The 15,734-nt window shown below is 36.4% G+C and carries 15 protein-coding genes and 1 tRNA gene; 7 read left to right on the top strand and 9 right to left on the bottom strand.

Features of this window, described 5'->3' with window-relative positions; genetic code table 11:
- The 4 genes from tssR to tssO (EV200_RS08055) are packed head-to-tail and all read right to left on the bottom strand — an operon-like array spanning position 1 to position 4,450.
- Complete coding sequence (tssR, locus tag EV200_RS08040; RefSeq protein ID WP_132530956.1) at positions 1 to 2,376, bottom strand: type VI secretion system protein TssR domain-containing protein; 2,376 nt, start codon at positions 2,374 to 2,376, stop codon at positions 1 to 3.
- Between the two features lie 38 nt (positions 2,377 to 2,414).
- Positions 2,415 to 3,398: a PKD domain-containing protein gene (locus EV200_RS08045; protein WP_132530958.1), complete on the bottom strand. Its 984-nt coding sequence runs from the start codon at positions 3,396 to 3,398 to the stop codon at positions 2,415 to 2,417.
- Between the two features lie 35 nt (positions 3,399 to 3,433).
- Positions 3,434 to 3,919: a type VI secretion system TssO gene (tssO, locus tag EV200_RS08050; protein ID WP_132530960.1), complete on the bottom strand. Its 486-nt coding sequence runs from the start codon at positions 3,917 to 3,919 to the stop codon at positions 3,434 to 3,436.
- A 9-nt stretch (positions 3,920 to 3,928) separates the two neighbouring features.
- Complete coding sequence (gene tssO, locus EV200_RS08055; protein ID WP_132530962.1) at positions 3,929 to 4,450, bottom strand: type VI secretion system TssO; 522 nt, start codon at positions 4,448 to 4,450, stop codon at positions 3,929 to 3,931.
- Between the two features lie 177 nt (positions 4,451 to 4,627).
- On the opposite strand from tssO (EV200_RS08055), the gene EV200_RS08060 reads away from it, so the two are divergent.
- Positions 4,628 to 5,062, top strand: a complete 435-nt coding sequence (locus tag EV200_RS08060; protein ID WP_132530964.1) for a GPW/gp25 family protein — start codon at positions 4,628 to 4,630, stop codon at positions 5,060 to 5,062.
- A 27-nt stretch (positions 5,063 to 5,089) separates the two neighbouring features.
- The gene (locus tag EV200_RS08065) at positions 5,090 to 6,955 is read left to right on the top strand and encodes a type VI secretion system baseplate subunit TssF (RefSeq protein ID WP_132530966.1); all 1,866 of its coding nucleotides are present in this window, start codon (positions 5,090 to 5,092) and stop codon (positions 6,953 to 6,955) included.
- Between the two features lie 19 nt (positions 6,956 to 6,974).
- On the opposite strand, the gene EV200_RS08070 is transcribed toward EV200_RS08065, so the two are convergent.
- The gene (locus EV200_RS08070) at positions 6,975 to 7,913 is read right to left on the bottom strand and encodes a type VI secretion system baseplate subunit TssG (protein WP_132530968.1); all 939 of its coding nucleotides are present in this window, start codon (positions 7,911 to 7,913) and stop codon (positions 6,975 to 6,977) included.
- A gap of 115 nt (positions 7,914 to 8,028) precedes the next feature.
- On the opposite strand from EV200_RS08070, the gene EV200_RS08075 reads away from it, so the two are divergent.
- The 4 genes from EV200_RS08075 (at position 8,029) to EV200_RS08090 (ending at position 12,437) form a co-directional block, all read left to right on the top strand.
- Entirely contained in the window at positions 8,029 to 8,922 is an 894-nt protein-coding gene (locus tag EV200_RS08075; protein WP_132530970.1) for a TssN family type VI secretion system protein, read from the top strand.
- A gap of 18 nt (positions 8,923 to 8,940) precedes the next feature.
- Positions 8,941 to 10,080 carry a hypothetical protein gene (locus EV200_RS08080; protein WP_132530972.1) on the top strand — a complete coding sequence of 380 codons (1,140 nt, stop codon included), beginning with the start codon at positions 8,941 to 8,943 and terminating at the stop codon, positions 10,078 to 10,080.
- Positions 10,081 to 11,016: 936 nt separating this feature from the next.
- Positions 11,017 to 11,844 carry a glycoside hydrolase family 16 protein gene (locus EV200_RS08085; protein ID WP_132530974.1) on the top strand — a complete coding sequence of 276 codons (828 nt, stop codon included), beginning with the start codon at positions 11,017 to 11,019 and terminating at the stop codon, positions 11,842 to 11,844.
- Positions 11,845 to 11,963: 119 nt separating this feature from the next.
- On the top strand, positions 11,964 to 12,437 hold the full coding sequence (locus tag EV200_RS08090; protein WP_132530976.1) for a CAP domain-containing protein: 474 nt from the start codon (positions 11,964 to 11,966) through the stop codon (positions 12,435 to 12,437).
- Positions 12,438 to 12,442: 5 nt separating this feature from the next.
- Here EV200_RS08090 and EV200_RS08095 read toward each other — a convergent pair whose 3' ends face one another.
- Positions 12,443 to 12,727: a putative quinol monooxygenase gene (locus EV200_RS08095; RefSeq protein ID WP_132530978.1), complete on the bottom strand. Its 285-nt coding sequence runs from the start codon at positions 12,725 to 12,727 to the stop codon at positions 12,443 to 12,445.
- Complete coding sequence (locus EV200_RS08100) at positions 12,699 to 13,328, bottom strand: NAD(P)H-dependent oxidoreductase (RefSeq protein ID WP_132530980.1); 630 nt, start codon at positions 13,326 to 13,328, stop codon at positions 12,699 to 12,701. The genes EV200_RS08095 and EV200_RS08100 overlap by 29 nt, the downstream gene beginning before the upstream one ends.
- A gap of 93 nt (positions 13,329 to 13,421) precedes the next feature.
- On the opposite strand from EV200_RS08100, the gene EV200_RS08105 reads away from it, so the two are divergent.
- On the top strand, positions 13,422 to 14,324 hold the full coding sequence (locus tag EV200_RS08105) for a LysR family transcriptional regulator (protein WP_132530982.1): 903 nt from the start codon (positions 13,422 to 13,424) through the stop codon (positions 14,322 to 14,324).
- A 58-nt stretch (positions 14,325 to 14,382) separates the two neighbouring features.
- Here EV200_RS08105 and EV200_RS08110 read toward each other — a convergent pair.
- Positions 14,383 to 14,456: transfer RNA gene (locus EV200_RS08110), tRNA-Asp, on the bottom strand.
- Positions 14,457 to 14,562: 106 nt separating this feature from the next.
- Positions 14,563 to 15,636 carry a peptide chain release factor 1 gene (prfA, locus tag EV200_RS08115; protein WP_029281893.1) on the bottom strand — a complete coding sequence of 358 codons (1,074 nt, stop codon included), beginning with the start codon at positions 15,634 to 15,636 and terminating at the stop codon, positions 14,563 to 14,565.
- Positions 15,637 to 15,734 lie beyond the last annotated feature (98 nt).

A 15,734-nucleotide genomic window follows, 5' to 3' on the forward strand; every position in this document is an offset into this window, starting at 1 on the left:
TTAGTTGGTTACTGGCAAAACTGCCGGATTAAAATTATTTTCAGTAATGTAGTAATATATTTTGCCGTTAGATAGAAACTGCTGTTCTATCTGCGTAGCTCTCTTAATTTGCTGAACGGATTGATTTAATAATTTGATATAATTTTCAAACTGATCCAATGGCATTTTAGAAGTGCTCTTCAAATCATTCACTTTATATTTAGCTAAAAAATCGTTATTCAGTGGCAATCCTGTTACCAATTTCACGTAGTCTGCAAGTGTCATCGCTTTTATTTCGCCTGAAGAGACCTTCATGCCCAATAATTGCTTTGGCATTCTAACATAATTCCTAACCAGCTTACTTCTAAAAGAAGATTGATCGGCTTGCAGGTTTTCGCCCAACATAATTGAAAAAACATCAAGAATCTGTTTGTATTCCATGTTATTTAACACAATTGCATATTGCAAAGCTGATCGGTTATTTTTGACCACATCAGCAGATAAGTTTGCCGTACTATAATATTTAAAGGCATTATGCGGCATTCTGTCGGCCACTTCAGCACCAACTAGTGGAGGCAATAAGCCTTCTACGTCAGCAGAGAGGTTTTTACGTGAAATGCCTGTTAAACGAAACGCACTATCCAATGAACTGATCTGATTTTCAATATCCATGCTGGTTTCTTTTACAAAACGGCGTAGGGCAATTGTCATGCTTTGATTTGAATTTACCGACCCTTTAGTTGGGAAAACCACTCCACCCTGAATCAAACTATTTTTAGGATAATCCAAATAATAAGAGATCGAATCCTGAAGGCTGGTGTTATATGGCTGGAAGCTTTTTAAGCCTTCACCTTTAACCATGGTATTTTTTCTATATTCAGCAGAACGGATAGCTGATTCTGAAACCAGTTTACGAGATTGAATTACAAAATTGTTGAATGATTGATTGAAATCGCTATATACCTGAAGTGCTAAAATACGAGCGTCTGCAAGGGCAACTTGTTCGCTCAATTCATTGATCAGGTAATTATTAGTGCCACCTGTGTTGCCAGTACTACCTACCAGAATGATCAGATTGGTTTCATTCTTTTTAGCTTTAAAAAGATTTAACCCTGTTTTTAAAGCATCAAAAACTGGCCCTTCATTAACCTCTCCATCGCACCTTAAAGTGTTTTTAGCCTGATTAGATAAGAAAGTCATCAATTTCCGGTAATCATTTTGAATCGGACTCACGAAAATTCCCTGAAGCGCACAACCTGCTTCACCGCGATATACCACACCGCCATAACTTACTTTTGCTCCCTTACCAAAATCGCCCATTGTATTTTCAAATGAAGCGATGGTATTGGTCATCCCAGAAAGATATTTCGTCATCGAGCTTCCACCATCAACTACAAACAATACGTTGATTTTATTTTTGTTTTTTCGAAGTTTTAAATAATCCTGATAAGAAAGTGAGGATCCATTAATGGTTAAAATTTTATTATCTTTCTTATTATAAACATCAGCTGCTACACCCACAGTATAATTACTAGCATCGTTGGTAATAACAGGCACACTTTTTAAAATCAGATTTTCTCTGGGCAATAATGGATCTACAACGAATGTCGTTCCCTTATCCATTCCACTTTTAATTGCTGTTGCGGTAGAATCATCACTGTCTTCATAACCAGGTTTGGCTGAGGTAATATACAGGCGATCTCCCCAGTTGTGCACCGCTTCAGAAGAAACCCAACCATAAATACTTTTTAGAGCCGTATCTGCAACCAACTGATCATCAGAACCAATTAAATATTTTTTCCCGTCCTCAGATTTTTTGTAGATATAAGAAATTTCATGCAATCTTACTTTCGCACGTCTGTCTTTAAGTTCCGGCGTATTATAAACTAAAATAGAATCGGTGGTATCAAAATAGAATTTTGGTTCTGTTAAGGCATTCTTACCATTTACAATACCAATCGCTTTTTCTGCATAACCTGTTTTTTGATTCGAGAATGCCCGTTGCCATAAAAGCAATTTAGACTTTGCAATCCAACCGTAACTGATGGCACTTTTTTTATCATTAATCTTCCTGCCTCTGATCATTCCCGCTTTATACTTAATTAGTTTCAAGTAACCATTTTCTTCTTTTGAAACATAAAACGGTTCCATAAAACCTATTTTTTTCATGATCAGGCTACCGCCTGGTGCGGTGGTTGTGTAATTATCTTCCCGATCTGAAAAAACAATCCAGGGTAAAGTGCTGCTGCTTGTATTTTCGTTTACGTTAATGGTTTCTGCAGGCCTTTCATATGCTTTAGGCATGTATTTTACTCTTTTGCCAAACGCCGCCGGCGATTGTGCCTGTGCAAATGATATTCCTAATAAAAGGATGGATAAGGCATAATATTTTTTCATAATCTATGTAGATGAGCTTTAGAGGTTAAGATGTTAATCTATTTGGTTTTATCAGTAGAGGCATCAGTTGTAGCTGTAGCGGCTGGCTGAACGGCTCCTGAGTGTTGTTTAATATTCAATAAACTGGCACAGGTAGAATTTGGCTTAATGGTCAATTGCGCTTCATCTACTGCGATTTCTCCACCAAAGGTTAGGCCCATGCAATATGAATAAATATCAGTTTGTTTCTTCTTTCCGTTCATTTCAACATTAACCGTCACCTTTTCATTGTTGCACATGTATTTGTTGATCAGATAATAATAGTTGGAATTAAAATCTGCACCATTGGCTATGGCCTGTAAACGGGCCCTGATATCATCAATTGTTTTGCGTTCACCATCACCTGGTGCTACAAAATCATCAACAATTTCTGCATTGGGATCGGTAATTAATATGGTTAAATATGCAGGTTTACGGGCTTTATCTGATCGTAGGCGAACAACATATTTTCCTGGAGCACGATAGGTATATAAAGCTGTTTTACCTTTAACATCTACCCTTCCGGTTTCTCCGAAAGACCACTCGAAATCTTTTCCTTCTCCATCGCCTTCTAATCTGACTTCTTCGTTAACCAAACCTGCTGTTGGTCCGCTGATGGTGAGCACACTATCTGCTACCGCAGTTTTCACCGTGTCTCTTACGGTAATAGGAAATTCCTGACGCAGCTCTCCATCCACTGTTAAGCGTACAATGTAGGTGTCAGGTTTTGTGTAATGATATGATCCTGTTTTTGTGGTGGCTCTTTCGCCATTACCAAATTCCCATAACCATTTTTTTGCTTTGGGTGTGTTATCGGTAAAAACTAAATCTTCATTTAAATAAATTTCATCTTTAAGAATTCTTGCGTCGATGTTTCGTTTTTCGAACAATGAACTTTTAAATAAAAAGATCAGGCCTGTTAGGAGCAATACAGCCAATAGGATGTATAAAATGACATAGCCTTGCGAATTTGAATTAACTTGCTTGGTGTTTGAGTCAGACATAGGTAGCGTTGGTTTTTTTGAGGTTTAGAGGTTTTTTATCTTGCGGAAATGGTTTGTTGCAATTGGCGCCTGTTAGTTATGCAGTCGTCCAGTTGTCTTTTGTGTAATTCAATATCTGATATATTTCTATTTTGTTCTTGTCGGTCATAAAACAACCTGTCATATAATTGTGCCGTTTGAACAAAAATTTTATACCTGGAATCTGATGCCTTGCGATCAAATGCGGATTTAATAGATCCTAATGAAAGCTGAATATCATTCTTTAAGAAAACAGCCTGAACATTTGGGTTATAGCGTGTAATTTGTTTAAAAGTGGTATCAATGGTTGGCATGGTTTCTTTTACCATATTTTCAAACACTTCGTTTTCACTGATTCTAACTTCGAGTTCTTCTTTTGAAATTTCATATCGTGATTTGTTGCTATAGAAAATTCCAAAACTTAGAAGTCCTACAGTAAAAACAAACAATGCCACAAAGAACAAAAACTGTTCACGCCTTTCTTTTATGCTTAATTTTATCATCGGTATAAATTATCGGCCGTATCGCCCGTTTCTGATTTTATTTGCTGCAGATTTGTTGGCCAACTGGCATTCGTTTATTTGCTCTTTATAACGCTGTATATCACCTCGTGATTGAATAAGTGAATCCTGCAAATCGGCCATTGCACCAACATTATTGTTTAGTTTACCATACAAGTCAAAACTTGGGCTTTGTTCACTTTTTCTGGAAATCAGGTCTTTAATCCGGTTGTTGGCTGTTTGAATGTCTCCCAACAGAATAGCTTGCTTACTCATTTCATTTGCATTGTAATCACGGTATTGAGCAAGTTCTTTAAAACGAACCAAAATCAGGTCGAAATTGGTATTGATGTCTTTTCTGAGATAAGATAGTTTTTCAGTTTCCTTTACTTTTTTGTCCAGCAAAGCATATTCATAATCAGAAGCTGCAAAAAAGAGGAAAATACAGAAAATGGAAAAAATGGTTAAAAATAAAAAACTCAGGATAAATTTCATATAAGAATTCCTGATTTCGATGGCGTTAATGGGTTTCATATAGCTTTAATCTCTCACTTAGTATGGGGTACAATAATTAATCTGACAATCAACATCACCTAAAATCACACAAGCTTCTTCAAACTAACTTTGGAAATAACAATTTTTTATATTTTGTGTTTGGTTATAAAAACGATTATTTTAAATTACTTTTAACAAACTTTAAGCCAATTTTATATGTCTGAATTTTTTTTCAATAAACCCTTCAGATTTAACTCCCTATTTTTAGGTAGTGGTTTTCAATCCACTGATCTTGGTAAATCTATATCGAACCATATCGAATTGATTATTTTTACCCGTTATGGTGAACACCGTTACCGTAATGATTTTGGATGTGAGATATGGGACCTTGATTTTGAGTTAATTGTGAGTGAAAGCCTATGGGAGGAGAAATTCCGCAAATCACTGCTAAAATCTATCACCGATTATGAATTTAGAATCGATCATATAGCCGTAGAAGTACGCATCACAGAGGTAGAAAATGTATACCCTTTACGCAAAATTACCGAGATCAAAAAAAAGGTAGATATCACGGTTAGGGCACAAATAAAAACCACAGGAGAGAAATATTTTTTTAATACAGCTTTATTCCTTAGCCCACTTTCAACCTAATCTAAAAACGACTCATTTATCCTACACATGAAACCAGTTTTTTATTCATCAAAAGATGAAATCCGAAATAGAATATTTAAGAATGCAGAAGATTTCTGGAATATTAAAGACAGTAATGACTTTGATCCGCTAGTAAAATTAATCATTGAAGCTTTAAGCAATGAACTTTTTAATGTTGCCAACGATGTTAAAAATTTGGAGAATAGAATCTTTGACAAGATCAGTAGGATCTTGGCTCCTGATCACCTGACTTCATCCTTACCTGCTCACGCCATCATGCATGCCAGACCTATTGAGGAGGAAGATTACCTTTCGCCATACACTCAGTTTGCCTTTAAAAAAAGTATTCAGCAGGAAAATGATAAGGCAAAAAAAACTGACATTTTCTTCAGTCCTTTGCACAATGTAAAAGTACATAATGCTGCAATAAAGTATATCGCAACTGGTAACACCCTTTTTAATATTGCAGAAACCAGTAAACAGCCTGTTTTAAATACGCTTCCAGGCTTCTCTGTGGAAAAGAATACGATGTATATTGGTTTCAGTGGAATCGAAAACTGGATGGATTTTAATAAACTGAATTTATTCTTTGACTGGAAGAATTATTCGGTGCCTGAGAATACTTACGATTTGCTCTCACTGGGAAAATGGTTCTATAAGGATAATGAACTCGCGGCTTACACGGAACGGTTTATGGATGAACCTTTAACGGGTAAAATCGAAGCCCCTTTCCACCACAAACAATTGCTTAACCTGATTAAGGCTGATATTTTACAGTTTTACAGCAACAGGTTTTTAACATTGGGCGACTTAAATGATTTCAATATTGATGATCAGCTAGAATTGCCTACAGCTTTAGCCAATATTTTTCAGCCTGCTGGTTTAAATCAGATCAGTAAAAATGTTAAATGGCTAAAAGTAGTTTTTCCAGCGGCGATTAATCAGGAGATGCTAAACGAACTTCATGTTTACATTAATGCCTTCCCGGTTGTTAATAAAAGATTAAGCCAAATTAAACACCGGCTTAAAACCATGAATAACATTATCCCGATTAAAACTGAAGCACTGGATCAGATGCTTGCGGTGGAAAATCTGAAGGATAATCATGGACATAGCTATAATGAGATTCCTTTTACCAACGAGAATGAAAAAGGCGATGGTTCATTTTCAATCAGATATGGGGGTACTGAGCGCTTCGATACTAGAAATGCAAAAGAATTGGTCGATTATCTTTTTGAACTACTCAGAGATGAAAAGGCTGCTTTCTCTGCATATGGGCCTGATTTTTTAAGTACAATACTGAAAAACTTAGAGCAAAACATTGCCCTTATAGAGCAAAAAAGCCGATCAGCATTAAAAGATATTAAAGAATTGCCAAGTTATATTCTATTAAAACCGATTGATGATGCCGATATTTTATTTGTTGATATTTGGGTAACACAGGCCGAAGAAGCCAATCACATTAACGCTGGCAGCAAATTAGTGGTTTATGAAAACAATAAGGTTAATCCTGAAAGCATCTTTTTCTTAAGTCAGACAAAAGGAGGGCGAACAAAACTGAACGCTACCAATAGGGTACAGGCTTATAAATATGGATTAACTACAGCAGACCGGATAATTACCAAAGCTGATGTGCTTAATTTTTGCCGTTACGAATTAGGCCAGAAGCTAAGTGGCATTACTTTGGCCAAGGGCATTATGATGGACAATAAACCAAATGCAGGTTTTATTAAAACAACTGATATTATTATTGAGCCTGCAGATAATTTAAAACTAACTGTTGAGGATTGGGAAGAATTATTGAGTTTAACCTTGGCTAAATTAAAACTAAGAAGTACCATGAACATCCATTACCGGATGTTATTAAAACCATCTGTTTACAAAATGGTATAACATTGTTTTGAATGCAAAGCTAAATATAAACGGTATAGCCCAGATAGGCACTTTCGCCGCCATCTGTTAATAAGGTCTCCTGAAAGTCGGTTGCGGTAAGTAATTCAACACTTATTTCAGCATCAAGCGGCATGAGGTAGCTGATGGCCATATCTAAAATTGCTCTATTTGGCTGGCCCGGAATAAATTTAATTAACTCCTGTGGTGTGGTTGGTCCAATATTGATGTGGTAGGCTTCATTATCGGGAATAAAACTATCTCCAATGATGGTATCAATACCAAGTGCACTGCCGCCCAATTGCATCTGCATATCGTCAGCAATTTTTACAGGGCTAACATTGGCAGTGGTATCTACCAGCAATATAGGTAAGTTAAATAGGGCAGTGAGCACTTTCGAAACAAAATCGATATCATTTCTTTTTTGTTGAATTTCTGGTAACAGATGCATCCAGATGATGCTTTGCTCTTTATTTAATAAATTAAATTCATCCCAGCCAAATTCAAAAATCTGGCTTAAATCAGAATAAGTTGTTTTTTTATCAAGCTTATTTTCATAAAGCTCGGTCATCATCCTTACATGATTTATTTCTGCATCAAAAGGTGTAAAAAATAACCGGGCATGCTTTTCTTCCTCTCTCCTATCCTTAATATCTTTAATCATGGATTCTTCATCCATCCCCGCACTTCCTGTTGGCGGTCTATGAAAAAGTCCCTCAGGCAGCATGTCATATAAACTCTCGCGATTGGTACTGATCCGAATACGGCTTTGCCTCCTTCTTTCAGAATAATAGCGCTCACTACTTTCTATATCTTTTGAAAAAGCTCGTTTATCTGCTCCGTTTGGAATAATTTCAATTTGGTCGGCATCAATGATGTTCCTTTCTATTAAATCAGCGGCATGTGCTATTGCTTTATAATCTGTAAAGAGTTCGTTATGAACCAGGGTTTCTTTTTTCATCTAAACTTTAAGCTTGATTAGTTGTTAAGGTTAAATTTACATTATTGAAAAAAATAGGATTACAATCAAATACTAAAGATACTATATTTGTAACACATCACATCTAAAAAAATTAATGGACGTTCAATCATTTTTTATTCGCTATCTTCTATTTCCGCTGATCTTCATTGTATCTGCAAGTGTACTTTCCATCGTTAATAAAAAGAACCAGTTTCTTAACAACAAACGACTTATTATAAGTGTTCTGTTGATTGGAATTATTTTAGCCATCCCGGGGTTTCTGGGATTTCTAAATTTCAATTTTATGCCTTGGGGTTACATTATCTGTTGTATCTACTACATTTTAACCGGGTCTGTTTTTGTGTACCTGCTCACCAAGCATTACCCTACAGAATTACTGGAGCGCAAAGTATTTATCTTTTTTGCCACCTTAATTTCTGCTTTATTGTCGGTTTATTTATTTCAGCTGGCCTTTAATTGGTTAAGTAATGTTCATTTTGGCTGGTGGGGCGCTGGTAGTATTGCCTGGTTTTTTGTGCCACTTATGTTTTGGTGGGCTTATGTTGCGTTGCTTAGCATCCCGTCAGAAATTTATAAGATCTGGAAATATCCTGCAACGCCTTTAGACATTAACATGGATCATGTAGATTTTAATAAACTATTGGTTTTGGAACTAGAACTTTATAAAAAAAGCAGTGACCCTGAACCACTAAAAGTGAAGGTGAAAGCCCCTGAAAACATGAATTTTGGGATCTGGTTCCATAAATTTATTGACGATTATAACCTCAAATTCGCTAAAAACCCTGTAGAATTCAGAGATGAAGACCAGGATGGTTACAAATGGATATTCTTTATTAAAACATCATTCTTTAAAAGGAACCTTTTTATAGATCCGGATTTAGATATCACAGAAAATGGCATCTCAGAAAAAATGACTATTTATGCCAAACGTGTATCTGAAAACATTAATAAACCTAATGAAGTAGGAGAAAGTGGTATCTTTATCTAACCTCTAAAAACATTTACTATGATTAAGCCGCTAAAACATAAATCGATCAACTGGGTTAATGGAATGAAATTATCCAGTAATCATTTTACTGCTAATGATCTTTATTTACAGGATTTTGTAAGGGATGCCGTATCTCTTAATATCCACAATGCCAACTACGGCTTTTTGCCACCTGTTGTTGGATATAATAGTTCTCATGATATTGAAGTCGTTGAAAAAGCGACCAATCATATCGAAGTAAGGGTAAGATATTGTAATGCCATTACGCCAGAAGGTTGTCATATTGATATTTTACAAAATGACAGCATGGGCAACCTGACACACAGCCATTATTTCGGTCAATCAGAACCCCGCAATTACTATATTCTTTTAGTTGTAAATCCTTTCAACAGAGTTCCTGCAGGCACGCCAGATCCGGAAGAAAGCCCTTTACGCTATCCTGAACTGGCTAAAGCTTATAGCATTGTGGTTCTTCCTGAAAATGAAATTGCAAGTGAGTTACCAGACAATTATTTTTTAACTATCGGACAGGTTTACCATGAAAATGGAAGAATTACCATTAACAAAAACTATATCCCACCAAGTTCTACCATAACCAGTCACCCAGCGCTAATTCGTTATTATGAATCGTTTAATAGCCTGCTTAATGATTTGCAGCTGGCTTCTTTTAAGATTATTGATAAAACCGGAGGAAGGGATAACATTACTCCTTTAGGTAAAAACATCAGGTTAATTTCTGAAAAAATAGTCGATTTTATTGCCAGAATTTTTTACGATTATAGAAACGTTGCTTATAGAGAATCGCCAACTGTTTTAGTAGGATATTTTTCTAGTCTGGCGCATATCTTTTTTACAGCCATTAAATTAATTGATTCTAAGGAAAGAGAAGAATTATTAAAGTATTTCTACGAATGGAAAGATGTAACGCCAGGAAATTTTGAAGAATTGCTGGCTAAAACGATAGAAATGGTTTATGATCACAAACAGATCAATCAATCTATGGTGACTATTAATGACTTTTTAAGTGTATTGGTTGCACTTTGGAATAAACTTAGCGGACTGGAATACATTGGTCAGCGCAAAGAAAATATTGTGGTTGCCGAACAGCAAGTGGTGCAACAGGTGCAGGCCAGAAAAACCTGGACGCTTTTAGATTAAACTAGAGCAGTAAACGATAACATATACCGATCAATATTAGATTAGTACATATTTGACTTAAGGAAAAAGCCTTAAATCATAGTGGCTAAAAATATTGATCGGTTTATTTTTATTTAGTCGAATCTAATAATTCTTTCATCTTTTCTCTTAAGGTAATCCCCCTCAAATCTTTAGCAATGATCATTCCTTTGGGCTCGATTAATAAGGTGCCTGGGATTCCCTTTATTCCGAAATATTTCACCCTGGAATAAATTGGAAGATTCTTAATGATTGCCTCATCGATGGATAGACCATATCGGCCAGTGATCGTTTAAGATCTACAGGCAAACTTAAGTAATGTGCAAGGTAAGTATAGGTAGATTAAAGGTGGCCTGGAGGCGGGGTAAAGAAATCAATTTGTCTTTTCAGCGATTTAACACTACCTTAAATATAGGGAGAATAATTAAATTAATTCTATAAGCTGAGTGTTCGATTAATGATATACTTTACAATACTATTTAAATAGGTTATGGCTATTAGTTAACCCCTATCCGCCTATCGGCACCTTTCCCCTGAAAGGGAAAGGACGAAAAAAATGTAACTCCACTCTTTCAGGTTAATAGTTATGGCTTAATATAATTTGGCTTCATGATCACTGCCTTCAGCCTTTCATAACATAATGAAAGATCGCTTATATAGATATTATTTACAGCCCATATTATTGATTAAAATAATACCTATATTTACTTACAGTAAGCAGAAATTAAAAACTACAATTATGTATCTTTTTTAGACTTATCATTGATCTACGACAATATTCTAATCAGATTTAATGGATTAAAACTAAATCAACCAGTTTCATGCGCTTATATGGCATAAATAGTTTAAGATAAAACAATAGGAACAAAACCAACATCAGCTTAAAAACTAACCAAATATTAACCAAAACTTTAAGAAATGATTGATCAAAAAACTTTCAAATCGATGGTATTATTGGCTTGCCTGTCGATAACACTTTTTTCTTGCAAAAAAGACAAAACACCTCAAACAGAAACGGGAAGCGTAAAAGCCTGGGAGACTTTAATCGATGGCGATTCTTTTGCCAGTTACAGTAACTTCGAAGCAAAATGGAATTATAACTATCCCTGGGGCACTGATCATAATGGATCAGCACGTATGGTTGGAAGCGCGACCAACCACAATCAAATCTCACTTAGTGGAAGTGAAATGACCATCACAGCCACCAGGTTGGCCAGTTCGCCAGGCAACAGTACAGCAAATGGTTTTACCAATGTAGCCATCTGGTATAATTCGGGCGCTTGTTATGCCAAACAGCAGGTACTAATTAACGATCAGTTTCCGAGCTATACCATCTCCGGAGATTTTGCCGTTCCTACATCAAGAGGAACCTGGCCTGCTTTCTGGATCACTGGTGTTAATTCATGGCCGCCTGAAAGTGACATTATGGAATTTAAAGGAAGTGCTACCAACTGGCAAAACACTTACGATGGTGGCTGGGAAAATAAATTAACTAATGTTGCCAATGCAGGTTCATACCATAATTACAAATGCTGGTATAACAAAATCAACGCAACTGATGTGGAATGCCATTATTATATTGATAATACCTGGGTAGCGAGGCATGTGATGAGCAATTCTGTTAACAAACCCATGTGGCTCATTATTAATATGCAAATGGAACGCGATAGTGGTTCTCCCGGCCCAAATGGAAATACATTATATCGCATCAAAAATGTATACATGGGCAGAGATAGAGCATTTTAACCAAGTTTAATTAGCAGGCTCCCTCTAAAGGAATTGAAGTAATCTAGATTTAAAATGATATAATATGGAGGTAGTGTTAGGACTACCTCCATATTATATATAAGAAAAGACTTCCAAAAATGAAACTCATCATTACGTGCATTCTTTCCTGTGTTTTATTGATGAGATGCAAGAAAGATGAAATGGTGCCACCGCAGCAAGATTTTCATCTGGTACTGGAGAAAATAAATTCATTGAGGCGGTCTGGCTGTACCTGCGGAACCGATTATATGCCGCCTGTAGCACCATTATCTTTAAACGTCCAATTAGAAAATGCTGCAATGGCACACGCAAAAGATATGGATCTGCGTAATTATTTTGATCATGTATCACCTGAAGGTACCAACCCTAAAGAGCGGGCGATAAGGGTCGGCTATAAAGGCATTGTTAAAGGTGAAAATTTAGGCAAAGGATATCTTAATTCAGACGAGGTAATTAACGCCTGGAAAAATAGCATAAGCCATTGCAAAGCAATGATGGATGCCAATAGTAATGAAGCTGGCGTTGGTTTCAGCCGGAATTACTGGGCAATATCATTCGGAACTTCATTGTAGAGAGCTTAAGCTATTTTATTGGTTTGATGAATTAGAATTTCTGTTGTCAGTTCACTCGATTTAGCCACGAAGTCTAAAAGATATTCCTGTTGATTATGGAGATCCAATCCGGCTTGATCGGCCCATTCTTCATGAAAAATAAATAGATCATGCACAGCATCTTCATGTAAATCATACTGAATACAAGCTGCCTCTTTTCTGGATTGTATAACCATATTGAGCAGAATTTTGCTCAACTCTTCTTTCGTTTCTGGTTTACTCTTAACGATTGCTGTCAGATAAATGCTCATATATTTCTGCGTTTAAAAATGTTTTTTCTAAATGTAACCTGTAAAGGTCTAAATCCCTAACAACGTTTGGGTTTTTTTCGATGTCATGAAAATGCATTCCCTCTAAACGCTCCATACCTATAAAGGCATTCATTCGGTGAAAACCAAATAATGGGCCATCATCTACACTGGTTTGCATAAAAAACTCTTCAGGTAGAGTAAAAGCTTCTTTAGGGGCATTCCAAGATGAAGTTACCATATATTTTCGTCCATGCAACATACCACCAGTGCCATAGTTCCTTGTAGGGTTATCCGCTTTACGACCGTCATTTATATATATTCCAGTTTTATGCCCCTCCGTAAAAACCACATCGATATATTGTTTAAATCCATGAGGCAGCTGGAACCACCAGATTGGTGTATGGTAAATTACCACATCAGCCCAAACGTATTTAGCCACTTCTTCTTTCGGGTTATAGCTTTCGTTTATATCGGTTGTTTTTACTTCAAAATCAGGAAGCTCTGTAAAGAAATCAGCTGTTGCTGCTGCTAGGGTTTCATTAAATTTCCCACCTGAATGGCCAAATTTCTGGCCTCCGTTAATGATGAATATTTTTGTCATTTCTTTTTATCTGTTTTGATGCTCAAAATTACCACAGACTTTTCTATTATTAAAACAAGTTAATTTATAGCTTTGTATCAGAATTATAATAGTATGGTTAATCTAGAATGGTATAGAAGTTTTAAAGCGATTTATAAAACAGGAACACTGACTGGCGCGGCAGAAAGTTTATTTATTTCACAGCCGGGTGTAAGCCTGCATCTAAGTTCACTGGAAAGCTATGTCGGATATAAGTTGTTTGAAAGAACCGGAAGAAAAATGGTTCCGACAGAAAAAGGAAAAATACTTTACAATTTCGTCGTAGAACCATTATCAAAATTAGAGGATGCCGAAAAACACTTTCAAAAAAGTACTGAGAAGCATACGCCTACAATAAGCGTGGGAATGTGTTTTGAAACTTTTCAAATTACCCTAGAGCAATACATCTCTACCTTGCCTTTTAACGTGATTATCCGCTTTGGCGAATATCCTGAAATGCTGGATCAGTTAGATAAAGGCATTCTGGATTTGATTATTACGCCACAGAAAGGAAATTCTCCAAACATAATGCATGAAGCTTTTTCATCTGAAACCATTGTATTGGTTGGCGGAGCGAATACTGATGATAATCAGTTTAATGCAGTGGTTAAAAAGAATGATTTGTCAGCAATAGAAATTTGGCTTAAGGAGCAAAAGTGGTATGGTACCGCAGGCGATATGGAGCACTTACTACGTTTCTGGCAATTGAATTTTGGTAAACACGCCGATTTTAGACCTAATTACATTGTACCAAACTTAAATTCCATCGTAAGATGTTTATCTGGAGGAAAGGGTCTGGCGATTATTCCAGATTTTCTTTGCAAAAAAGAGGTTGAGGAAGGCAAAATTAAAGTGATCTGGGAAGGAAAGGAAAAGCTTAAAAACACGTTGTATTTTGGCACCAGAAAGAAAACACAGTACACCACAGAAATTGAATTAATTAAAAAATTATTTAAGGAAGTGATGGTGAGTATTTAAAATACTAACTTCTTTGAAACAAAAAAGCCTTAACTTTTTCAAGTTAAGGCTTTTGTTGCGGAATGGACGGGACTCGAACCCGCGACCTCCTGCGTGACAGGCAGGCATTCTAACCAGCTGAACTACCACTCCGTTTTGTTTACTTTTTAAAAGTTTAAACCTCTTTCCCCTTTCGAGGTTGCAAATATAGAGACAAAATCCTTATTTACAAACTTTATTTTAAAATAATCGTAATCAACTAACCTACAGCACCTTCTTGCATCTTTTCTGCATTCTCAGCAAATTGCAGCGCATCGATAATTTCCTGGATATCTCCATCCATAATGGAAGGCAGGTTATACATGGTTAAACCAATCCGGTGTTCGGTTACTCTACCCTGAGGATAATTATATGTTCTGATTTTAGCAGAACGGTCACCAGTGGAAACCATTGTTTTACGTTTCGCAGCAATGTCTCCATTCTTTTTCTGTAATTCAATATCGTACAACTTACTACGAAGCATCTCCATTGCAATTACACGATTACCTAACTGTGAACGCTCTTGCTGGCAAACCACTACAAGACCTGACGGCTTATGGGTCAATTGAACCTTGGTTTCTACTTTATTCACATTCTGTCCACCTGCACCACCAGAGCGCGAAGTTTGTAATTCGATATCTGCGGGGTTAATGTATAAATCGATTTCTTCTGCTTCAGGCAAAACGGCAACAGACGCTGCAGAGGTATGAACCCGACCCTGAGTTTCGGTATCAGGAACACGCTGCACACGGTGTACACCACTTTCATACTTCAATTGACCATATACGTCATCTCCGTTCACTTTCAGAATCACCTCTTTATAACCACCGGCCGTACCTTCAGTTACATCAACAGTTTCTACCTTCCAGCCTTTGGTTTCGAAGTAACGTGTATACATACGGTATAAATCACCGGCAAAAAGTGCAGCTTCATCACCACCAGTACCACCACGGATCTCAAAAACAGCATTTTTGGCATCTTCAGGATCTTTAGGAATCAGCATCAAACGGATATTGCTTTCCATTTCTTCTTGCTGCTTCAACAACATATCCAACTCTTCCTTTGCCATTTCACGCATTTCAGCATCTTTTTCAACCGATAAGATTTCCTTGTTTGCATCAATGTTGCTCATCACATTTTTGTAGATTTTATATTCATCTACAATTTTGCCTAAGTCTTTATATTCTTTATTTAAAGCCGCAAAACGTTTCATATCCTGGATCACATCCGGATTACTTAACGATTCTTCTACATCTTCCCAACGCAGCTTTATAGCTTCTAATTTATCTAACATATTATTATTCGTATTGAATTTTCCACCAATTTGCCTAAGCAAAAATTCTGGAAATGCAAAAATAAGGAAAAAAGCTGAATTAGTTTAAAACTGAGAAC

The organism is Pedobacter psychrotolerans (genome assembly GCF_004340665.1).
GTDB classification, from domain to species: domain Bacteria; phylum Bacteroidota; class Bacteroidia; order Sphingobacteriales; family Sphingobacteriaceae; genus Pedobacter; species Pedobacter psychrotolerans.

What these genes read in the sequence shown, in the direction of transcription:
- tssR (WP_132530956.1), bottom strand. Translation starts at nt 2,376, where the DNA reads ATGAAAAAATATTATGCCTTATCCATCCTTTTATTAGGAATATCATTT.
- EV200_RS08045 (WP_132530958.1), bottom strand. Translation starts at nt 3,398, where the DNA reads ATGTCTGACTCAAACACCAAGCAAGTTAATTCAAATTCGCAAGGCTAT.
- tssO (WP_132530960.1), bottom strand. Translation starts at nt 3,919, where the DNA reads ATGATAAAATTAAGCATAAAAGAAAGGCGTGAACAGTTTTTGTTCTTT.
- tssO (WP_132530962.1), bottom strand. Translation starts at nt 4,450, where the DNA reads ATGAAACCCATTAACGCCATCGAAATCAGGAATTCTTATATGAAATTT.
- EV200_RS08060 (WP_132530964.1), top strand. Translation starts at nt 4,628, where the DNA reads ATGTCTGAATTTTTTTTCAATAAACCCTTCAGATTTAACTCCCTATTT.
- EV200_RS08065 (WP_132530966.1), top strand. Translation starts at nt 5,090, where the DNA reads ATGAAACCAGTTTTTTATTCATCAAAAGATGAAATCCGAAATAGAATA.
- EV200_RS08070 (WP_132530968.1), bottom strand. Translation starts at nt 7,913, where the DNA reads ATGAAAAAAGAAACCCTGGTTCATAACGAACTCTTTACAGATTATAAA.
- EV200_RS08075 (WP_132530970.1), top strand. Translation starts at nt 8,029, where the DNA reads ATGGACGTTCAATCATTTTTTATTCGCTATCTTCTATTTCCGCTGATC.
- EV200_RS08080 (WP_132530972.1), top strand. Translation starts at nt 8,941, where the DNA reads ATGATTAAGCCGCTAAAACATAAATCGATCAACTGGGTTAATGGAATG.
- EV200_RS08085 (WP_132530974.1), top strand. Translation starts at nt 11,017, where the DNA reads ATGATTGATCAAAAAACTTTCAAATCGATGGTATTATTGGCTTGCCTG.
- EV200_RS08090 (WP_132530976.1), top strand. Translation starts at nt 11,964, where the DNA reads ATGAAACTCATCATTACGTGCATTCTTTCCTGTGTTTTATTGATGAGA.
- EV200_RS08095 (WP_132530978.1), bottom strand. Translation starts at nt 12,727, where the DNA reads ATGAGCATTTATCTGACAGCAATCGTTAAGAGTAAACCAGAAACGAAA.
- EV200_RS08100 (WP_132530980.1), bottom strand. Translation starts at nt 13,328, where the DNA reads ATGACAAAAATATTCATCATTAACGGAGGCCAGAAATTTGGCCATTCA.
- EV200_RS08105 (WP_132530982.1), top strand. Translation starts at nt 13,422, where the DNA reads ATGGTTAATCTAGAATGGTATAGAAGTTTTAAAGCGATTTATAAAACA.
- prfA (WP_029281893.1), bottom strand. Translation starts at nt 15,636, where the DNA reads ATGTTAGATAAATTAGAAGCTATAAAGCTGCGTTGGGAAGATGTAGAA.